14 protein-coding genes are annotated in these 13,216 nt (G+C 69.3%); 3 read left to right on the top strand and 11 right to left on the bottom strand.

Annotated elements, in window-relative coordinates; all coding sequences use genetic code 11:
• Positions 1–66 precede the first annotated feature (66 nt).
• From ACIA5C_RS03455 to ACIA5C_RS03435, 5 genes are read right to left on the bottom strand one after another with little or no spacing between them, the layout of a single operon-like run.
• Positions 67–540, bottom strand: a complete 474-nt coding sequence (locus tag ACIA5C_RS03455; RefSeq protein WP_396050775.1) for a hypothetical protein — start codon at positions 538–540, stop codon at positions 67–69.
• A complete protein-coding gene (locus ACIA5C_RS03450; RefSeq protein ID WP_396050772.1) occupies positions 537–668 on the bottom strand; it encodes a hypothetical protein in 132 nt (43 codons plus the stop codon). Before ACIA5C_RS03450 ends, ACIA5C_RS03455 begins: the two co-directional genes overlap by 4 nt.
• The gene (locus ACIA5C_RS03445; RefSeq protein WP_396050770.1) at positions 665–970 is read right to left on the bottom strand and encodes a PadR family transcriptional regulator; all 306 of its coding nucleotides are present in this window, start codon (positions 968–970) and stop codon (positions 665–667) included. Before ACIA5C_RS03445 ends, ACIA5C_RS03450 begins: the two co-directional genes overlap by 4 nt.
• Positions 971–989: 19 nt before the next feature.
• Positions 990–3,176, bottom strand: a complete 2,187-nt coding sequence (locus ACIA5C_RS03440) for a glycoside hydrolase family 3 N-terminal domain-containing protein (protein ID WP_396050769.1) — start codon at positions 3,174–3,176, stop codon at positions 990–992.
• A 50-nt stretch (positions 3,177–3,226) separates the two neighbouring features.
• Positions 3,227–4,477 carry an Ig-like domain-containing protein gene (locus ACIA5C_RS03435; RefSeq protein ID WP_396050767.1) on the bottom strand — a complete coding sequence of 417 codons (1,251 nt, stop codon included), beginning with the start codon at positions 4,475–4,477 and terminating at the stop codon, positions 3,227–3,229.
• A 256-nt stretch (positions 4,478–4,733) separates the two neighbouring features.
• Between ACIA5C_RS03435 and ACIA5C_RS03430 the strand changes: the two genes are divergently transcribed.
• The 3 genes from ACIA5C_RS03430 to ACIA5C_RS03420 all read left to right on the top strand — a co-directional run bounded on the left by ACIA5C_RS03430 (position 4,734) and on the right by ACIA5C_RS03420 (position 8,106).
• On the top strand, positions 4,734–6,383 hold the full coding sequence (locus ACIA5C_RS03430; RefSeq protein ID WP_396050765.1) for an AMP-binding protein: 1,650 nt from the start codon (positions 4,734–4,736) through the stop codon (positions 6,381–6,383).
• Between the two features lie 470 nt (positions 6,384–6,853).
• Entirely contained in the window at positions 6,854–7,597 is a 744-nt protein-coding gene (locus ACIA5C_RS03425; RefSeq protein ID WP_396050764.1) for a hypothetical protein, read from the top strand.
• Positions 7,594–8,106: a SigE family RNA polymerase sigma factor gene (locus ACIA5C_RS03420; RefSeq protein WP_396050761.1), complete on the top strand. Its 513-nt coding sequence runs from the start codon at positions 7,594–7,596 to the stop codon at positions 8,104–8,106. The genes ACIA5C_RS03425 and ACIA5C_RS03420 overlap by 4 nt, the downstream gene beginning before the upstream one ends.
• Positions 8,107–8,888: 782 nt before the next feature.
• Here the strand turns inward: ACIA5C_RS03420 and ACIA5C_RS03415 are convergent.
• From ACIA5C_RS03415 to ACIA5C_RS03390, 6 genes are all read right to left on the bottom strand, one after another.
• Positions 8,889–9,773, bottom strand: a complete 885-nt coding sequence (locus ACIA5C_RS03415; RefSeq protein ID WP_396050759.1) for an aldo/keto reductase — start codon at positions 9,771–9,773, stop codon at positions 8,889–8,891.
• Entirely contained in the window at positions 9,770–10,681 is a 912-nt protein-coding gene (locus ACIA5C_RS03410) for a YndJ family protein (protein WP_396050757.1), read from the bottom strand. Before ACIA5C_RS03410 ends, ACIA5C_RS03415 begins: the two co-directional genes overlap by 4 nt.
• Before the next feature lie 52 nt (positions 10,682–10,733).
• A complete protein-coding gene (locus tag ACIA5C_RS03405) occupies positions 10,734–11,195 on the bottom strand; it encodes a phage tail protein (RefSeq protein WP_396050755.1) in 462 nt (153 codons plus the stop codon).
• An 83-nt stretch (positions 11,196–11,278) separates the two neighbouring features.
• Complete coding sequence (locus ACIA5C_RS03400; protein ID WP_396050752.1) at positions 11,279–11,689, bottom strand: hypothetical protein; 411 nt, start codon at positions 11,687–11,689, stop codon at positions 11,279–11,281.
• A gap of 3 nt (positions 11,690–11,692) precedes the next feature.
• A complete protein-coding gene (locus ACIA5C_RS03395; RefSeq protein ID WP_396050750.1) occupies positions 11,693–12,172 on the bottom strand; it encodes a RidA family protein in 480 nt (159 codons plus the stop codon).
• A gap of 85 nt (positions 12,173–12,257) precedes the next feature.
• Positions 12,258–13,106, bottom strand: a complete 849-nt coding sequence (locus ACIA5C_RS03390; protein ID WP_396050748.1) for a helix-turn-helix transcriptional regulator — start codon at positions 13,104–13,106, stop codon at positions 12,258–12,260.
• Positions 13,107–13,216 lie beyond the last annotated feature (110 nt).

The raw sequence follows: 13,216 nt of genomic DNA, 5'->3' as shown, positions 1-13,216 counted from the left end.
TGGATGGTGGGCATGGGGCATCGCCCTTTCCCGGCGGAGGTGCCGGAAGGTGGGTAGGGGAGAGGCTCAGACCGGCCGCCGCCGGGCGGCGGATCCCGCCAGGGCGGTCGCGGCGGCGAGGGCGGCGACCACGGCGATCCAGCTGGGCATGAACGGGCCGCCCAGGAAGCCTTGAGCGGACGGGTGCTGCGAGCGGATCTGAAGACCCCAGACCAGGGCCGCGACCGTGGCGACCGCCATGCCCGCGGCCACCATCGGCCGGGCGACCACGCCCGGGCCGCCGGTCGGCACCCGCCGCAGGGCCGTGGCGGCAGCCCATGCCGTCGCCGCCACCACCACGATGCCGGTCCCGGCGATCACAGCGAACCCGGCGGCGTTTCCGGCCTCGCCGCCGGCGGTTGCCACGGCGACCCGGACGACACCGAACCAGAGGGCGGCGCCGACCACCGGCACCACGGCGTACTTCCAAGCGTGCCGGTCGGTCGCCGCCGGCGCCGCGGCGACCAGCAGCGCGAGCAGAGCCACCGCGGCGGCGGTCACGAGCAACACGTACGGGCCGCGGGCCCGGCCGCCGAAGCCTCGGCCAGCTTGGCGAATTCGAGGCCGGCCACGGTGAACAGCCCGGCGGCCGGATAGCAGGCGACCAGCACCCGGACGAGCGGGGTCATGTCGGCGCCGGACCGGGCCGGAGGCGGCCCAGGCTCAACGTGGCCAGCCGCTGCATCCGAGTGGCCTGGGCGGACAGTTCGGCCGCACCGGCCGCGGTCAGGCGGTAGGGCCGGCGTCGCCCCTCGGGCGGCAGCGCCTCGATGAGACCGCGGTCCTCGAGGCGGGTCAGGGCCGCATAGAGCGTGCCTGGCCCGAGCGTGACGCCGACCTGCTCGGCGACGTCGATGGTGATCGCGTAGCCGTGCTTCGCCCCGTCGGCCAGGCTGGCCAGCACCAGCAGGCTCGGCTCGGCCCAGCGCAAGGCGATATAACGCCAGCCGCTACACGACGACGTCGAAGCTGCCGCCCAGCGACGCGGCCGAGCTGCCGCCGACCCAGACGTCGAAGGTGGACGACTCGTTCAGCCAGCCGTTCAGCCAATATTGCCGCTGCTCGGGCCCGACCGAGAACGAGACGCGTTGGGAGCCGCCGACCGGCACCGTCACCCGCCGGAAGCCCTTGAGTTCCCGCACCGGCCGGGCCGCCGAGCCGTGCCGCTGGTGGAGATAGAGCTGGACCACCTCGTCGGCGGGAACAGCACCCGAATTGCCGACCGTGACGGAAACCTCGACCACGCCGTCGACGACCGGCCCGATCGCGAGGTCGGAGAACTCGGACCGGCCATAACTCAACCCGTGTCCGAACGGGAACAACGGCGTCGACGCATCGTCCCAGTACCGCCGTTTCTGGTTGTCCGGCTCGTGCGACCGGGTGTGCGAATAGATCATCGGGATCTGCCCGACCGTCCGTGGCCACGTGAAGGGCAGCTTCCCACCCGGTGAGACCGTGCCGAACAGCAGATCGGCCACCGCCGCGCCGCCCTGACTGCCCGGGTACCAGATGTCGAGAATCGCGGGCACGTTCTCGGCCGGCCACCGCAGGTCGAGCGGCCGCCCGTTCATGACCAGCAGCACGGTCGGCGTCCCGGTCGCCACCACGGCCTGGATCAGCTCCAACTGCGCTCCCGGCAGATCGAGCGACGACCGCGAAGCCGCCTCCCCGATCATGTTCTGCCATTCGCCGACCACGACGACCGCGACCTCGGCGGCGGCCGCGTGCGAGACCGCCCGCGCGAGTTCGGCTTCGGCATCGAATCCGGGCGGGTCGCTCGGCGCGTTGCCCCCGAACATGTCGAACATGGACGGGAAGGTCCGCTGCGCGACCGGAATGCCCGGCGCATAGGTGACGCGATCCCCGGCCACCGCGCGGATCCCGTCGAGCACGGTCACCGTCTCGTCGAGATCGAAATCGAACACCCACGGCCCGAGCGTGTCGCGCTTCGAGTCGGCCAGCGGTCCCAGCACGGCGATCGAGCCCAGCGTGCCGGCGTCGAGGGGGAGCAGGTCGCCCTCGTTGCGCAGCAACACCGCCGACCGCTGCGCGGCCTCCCGGGCAACCCGGCGGTGGTCCGGGTCGGCGAGCACCTGACGGGCCGTCTCCTCATTGACGTACGGGTCGTCGAACAGACCCAACCGCAATTTCGCCTCGAGGACTTTTCGGACCCGCGCGTTCAGGGTCAACTCGTCAATCGTTCCCGGCAGATGGGCATAGGCGGGATCCGCGATCGCCATCTCCATGTCGACGCCGGCGTTCACCGCCCGCGCCCCGGCCTCGGCGAGGTCGCGCGCGAAGCCGTGGGTCACCAGGTTGCGGACCGCATTGGCGTCGCTGACGACGAACCCGTCGAAGCCCCACGTCTCCCGCAGCACCTCGGTGAACAGCCACCGGTTGCCGGTCGCGGGCACCCCGTTGAGCGGCATGTACGCCGTCATCACGTTGCCCGCCCCGGCCTCGATCGCGGCCTGGAACGGCGGGAAGTAGACGTTCCACAGCTCGTACTCGGAGAGGTTGACCTCGTCGTAGTCGCGTCCGCCGAGCGCCGCGCCGTACCCCCCGAAGTGCTTGGGCCCGGCGATGATGCCGTCCGGGCTCTGGAATCCGCGGACCTGCGCCGCCGCCACCGCCGCGCCGAGCACCGGGTCCTCACCGGCGCCCTCGACGATGCGGCCCCACCGCGGGTCGCGCGCGATGTCGACCATCGGCGCGAACGCCCAGTGAATACCGACCGCCCGGGCTTCCCGGCCCGCGACCCGCTGCCCGAGCTCGATGATCTCCGGGTCCCAGGAGGCGGCCATCGCGATCGGCACCGGGAAGATCGTGCGCAGCCCGTGGATGACGTCGAAGCCGAACAGCACCGGGATGCCGTGCCGGTTGCCCTCGACCGCCAGCCGCTGAAGCCGGTTGATCTCCGCCGGGTCGGTGACGAACAGCAGGGCCCCGGCCGCCCCGCGGCTCAGCGCCTCCTCGACCGCGCGGGGCTGGCTCTCGGTGTCGAGACCCAGTGCGGGGTCGGGCTGGGCCCCGGCCGGCAGCTTGAAGTAGAAGTACTGGGTGAGCTGGCCCGCCTTCTCCTCGGCCGACATGCTCGCCAGTAGCTCGTCGATCCGCTCGGGTGGGAAAGTCGTCATGACTTTCATCAGATCAGAGACCGCGGGATGACGAGCTGCTCAAAGAGCGACTACTTACCGTATTTCTCGAAGCTGACCGTCCAGTCACCGAGGCCGTCGGTGAGGGGCAGCGGCTTCGGGGTGTGCCGGACGTCGACGACGTCGCCGATCAGGAAGTTGTCGTAGACCCACTTCGCGTCGGTCTCGCTCAGGTTGATGCAGCCGTGCGAGATGTTGGCCGAGCCCAGCACGTGGTTCCACGGCGCGGCGTGCAGGAACTCACCCGAGTAGGAGATGCGGGTGCAAAGCTTGACCACCTCGGGCGCGTAGTAGTTGGGGTTCTTCGGATCGGTCAGGCCGTAGCTGGCCGAGCTCATCGTGTGCGTCGCCTCTTTGGAGAGCACCACGTGCGGGCCCTCCTGCGTCCAGAAGTGGATCGACTGGCCGTTGGCGCCCTTGGTGTAGCCGCCGCGGCCGTTGCTGCACTTCATGTCCCGCACCAGCTTGCCGTCGATGTAGACCTTGGTGTGGTGCGTGCTGTTGTCGGAGATCGCCAGCAGCTGGCGCCCGATCGTGAAGTGGGTCGACCGGTTGGCCGCGCCGTAGACGTTGTTGCCGAGGTTGACCCCGAACGCCTTGACGCTGACCTTGACCGTCGTGCCCTTGGCCCAGTATTTCGCGGGGCGCCAGTGCACGATCGAGTTGCTCACCCAGTGGAACTTGCCCTCGACCGACGGGGACGTGTCGACGGTGATCGCCTTCTCGGCGGCGTCCTTGTCGGTGATCGAGTGGCCGAACGCCACGATCACCGGCTGGCCCATGCCGTACGTGCCGCCGGTCTTGAGGACGCCCATCCCGTTCGCCTGGAACGTGATGCCGGCGGTGTGGGACGGCTTGAGCGTGGTGAAGGTCGACGTCTTCTTCACCACGGCGCCGGTGCTGTCCTGGATCGACGCGGTCACGGTGTACTTCTTGCCGTAGTCGAGGTCGTCGGTCGACTTCCAGGTGCCGGAGTCGCTGTCGACCTGGCCGGCGACCTTCTTGCCGCCGGCGACGACGCTGCACGACTGCAGCTTGCCGCCCTCGACCGCGATCGTGACCGACTCGGTCGGGGAGACCTTGGTGGCGCCGGTCTTCGGGCTCACGGTGAAGCTGACCGGCACCGTGTCGGGCGTCTGCCAGGAGCCGGCCGCCGGGGTGGACCCGGCGCTGCCGCCGCCGCTCTTCGCCTTGCCCGGCGAGGAGCAGCCGGCGATCGTGAGACCGGCTGCCGCGCCGACGACGCCGACGGCGGTGGCGATGACTTTGCGTCGATGAACCATGACTCTCTCTCGACGAAGAGGTGAGGGGTGGTGCGGCCGGAGAGGACTACGACTGGCGGCATTCTAGGGATCATTCGCGCTCAGGTCGATAACTCCCTCACCCCGGTCGATGGACCGTCACGACGCCGTCACGGACGGTTCTGGTGCCGCAAGGTCACGCCACTGAAGACGTCTGCGGACCCGGATCCGTTGCCTGTCGTCTGTGAGATACCAGACTGCCGGTGAGACAACTGGCGGTTGATGCGTCGTTTCGGACGTGACCGATGTTCTGGGCGATTTCCGCGCCCCCGCAGATCTGATCCGCCGCTATCACTCCGCCGGCCTCTGGCGCGATCACGGCCCGGTCGGCGACCTTCGCCGCTGGGCCACCGAGCAGCCCGACGCGACCGCGATCATCCAGTACCGGGACGGCGCCGAGGCGGAACGGCTCACCTACGGTCAGTACGCCGGCCGGGTCGAGCGGTTCGCGGCCGCCCTGCACTCGCTCGGCGTCCGGGCGGGTGACGTGGTCGCCGTGTGGCTGCCGAACTTCTGGCAGGTGAACGCCCTGATGCTGGCCTGCGCGCGGATCGGGGCGGTGACCGCGCCGATCCTGCCGACGATCCGCACCCGCGAACTGGAGCGGATGTTCGCCCGGCTGGCCCCGAAGGTCTGCGTGACGGTCGACGAGTGGGCCGGTTTCGGTCACGCCGAGGCGCTGGACGGGCTTGCGGTCGAGCACCGGGTCGTCATCGGCCGTGCGCAGGGCGCGCAAATCGACTTCCACCACTATTTCGAACGTACGCCCTGGGAAGCGACACATCGGATGGACCTCGCCGATGCCGGCAGCGACCCCGACCGGCTGGCTCTGGTGCTGTTCACCTCCGGCACCTCGGGCGAACCGAAGGGCGTACTGCACAGCTTCAACACCATTTATGCCGGAAACTCCCCGATCGCCGAGGCCGAGAGGATCGGGCCGGGCGACACCATGTTCATTCCGCACGCGCTGACCTTCATCGGTGGCACCCTCTACGGCATCACGATGCCGCTGCTCACCGGCGCCGCCTCGGTGCTGCTGGACACGTGGGACGGTCCGGGCGGGCTGCGCCTGCTGCGGGAGACCGGCACGACGATCATGTTCGCGGCGCCGACGTTCTTCCGTGCTCTTGTGGACGAGGTACGCCGTACCGGAAAGAAGCCGGAAGCGTTGCGACTGGCTGTCACCGGGGCCACGACGGTGCCGCAGCAGATCGTGCGGGAGGTGCCGGCGACGCTCGGTGTGCCGCTGCGCGCGCTGTGGGGGATGACCGAGGTCGCCGCCCAGACCTGGACGCGGGCCGGCGATCCGGTCGACTGGGGCACGCAGAGCGACGGCTCGCCCGGATCCGGCCTCGAGATCGACCTCCGGCCGGAAACCGAGGGGACGATCGGCCCGGAACGGCCGGCCCGGCTTTTCGTACGCGGCGCCGGAGTCACACTGGCAACGCTCGGTCGCGACAGCGGCGCACTGAACGTGCTCGCCGACCACGACGACGGCTGGTACGACACCGGCGACCTGGCGATCCCGGACGGCCGGGGCGGCATCCGCATCCTCGGCCGGGTGGCCGACCGGATCGGCGGCGCACTGCTCATCCCGGTCGGCGACGTGGAGGACGCCCTGCTCGGCCACCCGGCGATCGAGGACGTAGCGCTGGTCGGCTACCTCGACGAGTCCGGGTTCGAGCGGGCGGCCGCGGTCATCGTCCCGAACGGCACCCCGCCGACCCTTTCCACCCTGCGTGACTATCTGACCGAGGCCGGCATGACCGAGTGGTACCAGCCGTCCCGCCTTGAGGTGATCGACCGGCTCCCCCGCAACTCGGCCGGCAAGGTCCGCAAGGACCTCTTGCGGGAGCGCCTACGTCAAAGCTCCGAAGCCGCCTCATAGACCGAGCCGACCGCTCGTCGAGACCTCGACCGGGAACGGCCGCACCCTGCCGTCCAGAATCGCGTCGCGAGTCTCGGCGCCGCATTGCCGGCTCTGCAGGCCGGGATGGTCGCGAGAACCGGCACGACTCGTGGATCTTGATCTCGCATTCCTGCTGACAGTAGTCCCAGAGCTGCTCGCTCTCCGCGCAAGCGATCATGAAGCGACTCAGATGCCGGTGCGCGGATCTGCCGATGAGCGGGCAGGTGATCATGCGATGCCTCGTCAGCGGTCACTCCCTCGGCCGGTGGCGGAGTGACGATCGACCGAGGTGTGTGCTCCCCGATCGGTGGCTGTTTCGGCGCTCGCCTCGAGTCGTGCTCGAGCGGGCACCGCCGTATCACCGATGTGGCTTGCGTCACATATGAAACAGGGTGGTCGAGTCAGCCCGTGGAGACACTGAAACCGCTGGCGACCTGGAGGATGACCCCATGCGCGAGGAATTTCAGACGATCGAGTGGGCCGAGCCGCCGATCGGCGATCTCGTAGGGCAGGCGGTGGCCAAGGGCCGCCGGATGCGGACGGCAAAGCGACTCCGGGTCGGCGGCGCCGGCTTGGCGGTGCTCGTTGTGGGTGGCCTGGCCGCGATCCCCATCGTTCGCAGCACCGAAGCACCGGCGCCCGCGGCCGTCGTCGCGGCGGCCGCGTCCGCGGCGGCGAGCAGTTCCAAGCCGACCGCCGCGGCCAGCGGCGAGCGGGTCAAGGCCACACCAGCCGGCATGCTCGAACTGCTGCTGCAGAACCTGCCGAAGGGCAAGACCAGCCACAACGCCGGCATCACGGAGGACGGCGATGTGTCGGTGCAGACCTTCCTCGACCGCGGTAACGGGCCCGGCATGATCCGGTTGCACGTGATGACGCGCAAGGAGTCCGACTTCACCAGTCTCGGCACCTGGACCTCGCTCGGCAACGGGACGAAATACATGACCAAGTTGGTTCCCGGCAACTGCTACCAACACACCATCGTGTGGGTTCATCACCCCGACAACACCCTTCTGCAGTTCGACCTGGCCAACTGCCCGATCGTGGACGGCACGAGGATCAAGCAGCCCCTGACCGCCCGCGAGGCCGCCGAAGTGGGCGCGGACCCCCGGTGGGGTCTGAAGATCGACCCGGAGCTGAACAACAAGGGCGCCGCCGCCTTCCCGCACCTGTCGACGAAGTTCCCCAAGTGAGCGGCGCCGACGACGACTTCGTGGAGTACGCCCGGGCCTCCGCGGGCCAGTTGCGGCGTACCGCTTATCTGCTGTGCCGCGACTGGGACCTGGCCGCCGATCTGACCCAGACGACACTTGCCCGGATGTTCGCGAAGTGGCAGCGGATCATCCGGCGCGACAACCCCCACGCCTATGCCCGGCAGGTGCTCTCCCGCGCCTTCCTGGACCACCACCGGACCAAGCGTTCGCACGAGGTGGTGACCGCCGAGTTCAGCGATGTGCCGGGAACGAGTGAGGACTCCGATTTGCGTCTGACACTCATCGACGCCCTCAGCCGGCTACCGCCGCGGGACCGCGCCATCGTGGTGCTGCGCTACTGGGAAGACCTCAGCGTCGAGACGGTCGCCGAGATCCTCGGCCTGCCGACCGGCACAGTGACGTCCCAGAGCGCCCGCTCACTGGCTCGACTGCGCCAACTGCTCGGCCAACCGGCCGGACCCACACCCGGGAACTCGTTGTTCGCCTGAACCACCTCGAGGCGAATCCGACACAGACCGTCGCGGCCAGCGGACGAGCCGGGCAGGTGCGTGGTCCCGTGTCGGTCTCGGCCGCGCCCACGCCACAGCGGCGCGGGCGCGGCGTGGCGGCGCCGTTCCGCAAGCCACGGTCGAGAGCAGCGCCTGGGTCACGACGCCTCCTGATCGCTCCAGCTCGTCCGCGATCGCTTATGACGGTCGAGGCGATGCCGTATCCGCTCATGCCGCCGATCGTGCGCGTCGGACCGTTGAGGCCAGTTACACGTCGCAAGCGCAGACCTGGATCGCCGGGTGCACACTCACGCTTGGTCAAACTGGCGTAAGGGCTCGATTGCGGGTGGCATGGTCCACTCGGTCGCGCCCGCCGAACAAGCCCAACCAGAGCCTCGCCAGGAGACCCTGTATAGACGCGACGGTGGCCAGACCCCGCACTTTCGCAGTCGGGACTGCGTCGAGTGGTTCCTGCACGTCGGTTGGCGCCCGCCTGAGCGGCCTCGGATCTAACGACTGCCTTGATCAGGTTACATTCGTGGAATCGACCATCGCCTAGAGGGACGCGCAATTCTGGGCTCGGCCCGCCGTGCAGGTGGGCGAGCCGAGCCGTATGGGTGTACGAAATCGCGTTGAGGACGACAGTCAGGCCGTCGACGGTCGCACCCACCATCGGCCTGCTCAACGCGTCCACGCGGCTCTTCTCGATTTCTTAGCCTTTTTTCGCGCGTTGACTGCTACCCGGGCGCAGCCGCCGTCCGCCGTCACGGTGACGGAGGCGCTCACTCCTCCGGAATGACCCGGTCGAAGATGTCGCGCGTGGCGTCCGGGTCGGGGCCGTTGCGCCGTCCGGTGTCGAGGGCGTCGATCGACGCCATCTCGGCGGCTGTGAGTTCGAAGTCGAACACGTCGAAGTTTTCCGCGATGCGGCCCGGGTTGGTCGACTTCGGGATCGCCGACCGGCCCTCCTGCAGGTGCCAGCGCAGCATCACCTGGGCCGCCGTCCGGCCGTGCGCCGCCGCGATGGCCGCGATCGTCGGGTCCTCGAGGACGTTGCGCCGGTCGTCGCCCCAGCCCGGATAGAACGTGATGCCGCCGATCGGGGACCACGCCTGGGTCAGGATGCCGTGCTCGGCGTCGGCCTTCTGCACGTCCGGCTGGCTGAAGTAGGGGTGCAGCTCGATCTGGTTGACCGCCGGCACCACCGAGGTGCGCGCCAGCAACTCGTCGAGGTGGTGGCGCATGAAGTTGCTGACGCCGATCGCACGGACCTGCCCGTCGGCCAGCAATTTTTCCAGCGCCTGGTAGGCGGCGATCGTCCGGTCGAACCGGTCGCTCGCCGGCTGGTGCAGGATGAGCAGGTCGATGCGGTCGACTCCGAGTTTGCGGGTCGCCTTGTCGAAGGCGTGCCGGGTCTCGTCGAAGCCGTAGTCGCTGACCCACACCTTGGTCTCGATGAACACGGCGTCCCGGTCGACGCCGGAGCGCCGCAGCCCCTCACCGACCTGCCGCTCGTTGAAATACGCGGCCGCCGTGTCGACGTGCCGGTAGCCGACGCCAAGCGCCGAGGAGACCGCCGCGGCCGTCTCCTCGGGCGAGCTCTGGAAGACGCCGAAGCCGAGCGCCGGCATCCGTACACCGTTGTTGAGCGTGAGTTCCTGGGTCATGTCCCCGACGCTAGTGGCGCTTTCCGCGGGGTGAGAGGTACCAGCACTACTCCCCAGACTCTCCGCCACGCCAGCAGTGAGCACAGGGCGAAACCGAGCGCGTTGGCGACGCCGTGGGTGGCGACCATCCAGCTCACCGAGAGGTGCGGCAGCCCGGCCGCCCAGTCCAGCGCCAGCAGCATGGTCGCGATCGGCACCGCCGCGCCCACCCCGAGCAGTGCGCGGGTCACCCGATCGAACGGCCGTCTCGTCCGCCACGTCACCCACCCGGTCAGCCACATGCCGAGGGTGAGTACGGCCGCGCCCGCGAGTTGCACCGCGTCGCCCGCGAAGTAACCGATCAGGACGATCAGCGTCCCACCGGGTACACACCACGCCGCCACCGTCGTCGCCGGCCCGGGCTGTCGATCCAGCAGCAGCGCCGCCACCAGCGCGGCCGCGAACCCGGCGTAGTGAAAATGCGCCACCGTCAGGGCCAGGGTGTCGAGCCCGAACCCGAACAGCCGATATCCGGCCCGCTCGGCCACGAGGGCGCAACCGCCGATCACCGGCCCGGCCAGAGCGGTCAGAAGAGCAAGGTCGAAACCCCATTTTTGTACGCCGGCACGCCGTCCCCGCCGATCGTGGCCGCGCGACCCGGTTTCGATCAACGAGCCGGTCAGAAGAACCGAGGCGGCGGTCAGATAGGGCAGGGCGAGGGTGGCCGTGACGAGCCCCCGCGGCAGCCACAGACTCACCGCCGCGGGCAGCGCGACCACCACCCACCAGCGACGCGCCGTCGCCACTCCGAGGCCGGGCGCCGCCATCAGCGACAGCCCGAGCGGAACGATCACCAGCATGCCGGCCCCCGCGAGCAGCACCACGATCACGTGGGCCCACGGGGTCAGCCCGTGCGAGGCCTCAACCATGCCCTCGACGGTACGCCTCGAACTTGAACACGTTCAACTAGTATGTCGGGGATCAATGCTCCTTCTTGATGACGAAGTAGGAGCCGCGGATCGTCCCGGCCAGCTTCGACCTCTGCCGGGCGAACTTGAACGACCCGAGCTCGGCCGGAACCTCCATCCCGTCCGAGAGCTTGAACCCGACCGCCCGCTTACCGCCGTCCTCGATCGTGTACATCACGTTGACCGACAGCCCGCTCCGGTAGAACACGTACGCCATCCGGATGTTCTCGACCTGGAACCCGGTCGCCTCGAGCGGGGGAGAGGCGATGACGATGCCGCGCTCCTCCTCGAGGATGCCGCTCACCCAGTCGATCACCGGCTGAGCCTCGTCGGCCGGCGAGGTCGTGAACACGTGGTCGTACTTGTTCTTGAAATACCGCGCCTCGTTCGCCCGCAGACCGGCCAGCGCCGCCGCGACGGGCGACGACTCCAGCCCGACGGTCGACACGGTCTCAAAATCCACGGCGTACGGCACGACGATCTCCTCCGCGTGTTCGCATCCCCGGCCGCCAGCCTACGAAAAACCGGGCGCGGAGGTGGGCGGGTTCCGGTGCCCGGTCAGCGCCGGCCGTGGATCTGGCCGGCCACGTTGACGACCACGATGAACGGGAACGCCTTGATGCCGTCGACGTCGAACCGTCCGGTGATCATCGGGGGCGGGGCCCAGCCGTACACCTCGTCGTCGGCGAGTGGCCGGCCCGCGCCGAGCGCCAGGGCGCCCATGAGATAGCGGTCCTGGCCCTTCTCGGTGTCGAGGGCGGCGACCAGCTCGTCGCCGTCGTTCCACTGCCGAGTGAGCGTGCCCTCGAGCGTGTCGAGGAACCACCACGAGCCGTCCTCGGCCACCATGAACAGGTCACCGAAGAGCGACGCGAATCCTGGCGTCAGGTGGTCGAGGCCGTCGAGCCAGTCCCAGGAGTCGAGGGCCTTCGCGTACTGCGCCTCGGTGAACTGCTTGGTCAGCTGCATCGGTCAGACGATAGCGACCTCGGCCTCGATCTCGACCGGGATGTCGAACGGCAGCGCGGCCTGGCCCACCGCCGAGCGCGCGTGGCTGCCCCGCGACGGACCCCAGAGCTGCACGATCAGGTCGGAGAACCCGTTGATGACGGCCGGCGTGCGAACGAAGCCGGGCGCTGTGTTGATCATGCCGAAGACCCGCAGCCACGCGTCGACCCGGTCGAGGTCGCCCAGGGCGTCCCGCAGGCTGCTCAGCATCGCCAGCGCGGTGAGGCGGGCACTCTCGTACGCCTGCTCCTCGGTGACCTCGGCACCGACCTTGCCGAACGGACCGGCCAGCGACCCGTCGGCCAGCAGCGGCCCGTGCCCGGAAACGAAGGCCCGGCTGCCGTGCACCCGCACCCACGGAAACGACAGGGTCACGCCGGGCGGCGTCTTCATCGGGGCCGGCAGCGTCAGCCCGAGCTCGGTGATTCTCTTCTCGATCTCCACCCCGCCACTATCCCCCCGGCCCGGCCCGGCCCGGCCGGCTGTGGATGGCCTCTGCCGGATCGGGCCGTCCCGATCCTGCGTACGCCTACTCAACCGTCCTGATTCGACTGTCACCGATGACCGAAAGCAGCTGGAGTTTCTCGTGGCTTTCGCTGCCCGGAACCGCCGTGTAGACCAGCAGGGAGTGCGACTGCACGGGGTCGAGGAGCACCTGGCAGGTGAGTTCGAGGAGACCGACCTCGGGGTGTACGTACCGTTTGACGTCCTCATAGCCGACGCCGATCTCGTGCTCGTTCCAGAGAGTCCGGAACTCGTCGCTCACCTCGAGCAGCAGACGCTGGAGGCGGGCGGCTTCCGAACGGGGCCCGCGCAGCGTGACCCGGTCGCGAAGGCCGGAGGCGAAGACCCGGGAGTGCAGTTCGTGGTCGTCGGGATGGTAGAGCGCACGCCACGACGGGTCGGTGAACCACCGGTAGCCGATGCTGCGGGCCGGCCCTTTGTATCGGGTGAGGTCTCCGGTGAGCGCAACGGCGAGCCGGTTCTGCCGCAGGGTCTGGCCGAGTTCGGTGACGATCTCGGCCGGGGTGTCGGTGAGGCGGTCGAAGATGCGCAGCATGCCGGGGCTGACGTGTTCGCTGGTCGATCCGCGGGCCGGGGCGCGGTGACCGGCCAGCCGGAACAGGTGGTCGCGCTCGTCGAGTGACAGATGCAGCCCCTGGGCGATCGAGGCGATCATCTGCTCGGACGGATGAGGTCCGCGCTCGCGTTCCAGCCGGCTGTAGTAGTCGGCCGAGATGTGGCAGAGGGTGGCGACCTCTTCGCGGCGCAGGCCGCTGGTGCGGCGGCGCTCGCCGCGCGGAAGGCCGACGTCCTCCGGCTGGAGCGACCCGCGGCGGCGGCGCAGGAACTCGGCCAGCCCGACGCGATCGATCATGCCAATTGTTCTACCACCGGTGCCGGGCCGCAGCCTGGGATTGTCAGGCCGTGGATGTCTCCGCGGAAGCCCTGCAGCCTGAGAGTGCATCGGAGAGAAATGAGGAGCCA

Source organism: Actinoplanes sp. NPDC051343 (assembly GCF_044455125.1).
Taxonomy (GTDB): domain Bacteria; phylum Actinomycetota; class Actinomycetes; order Mycobacteriales; family Micromonosporaceae; genus Actinoplanes.
Note: the sequence above shows the minus strand (reverse complement) of the source record. Positions and strands in the feature narration are given on the sequence as shown.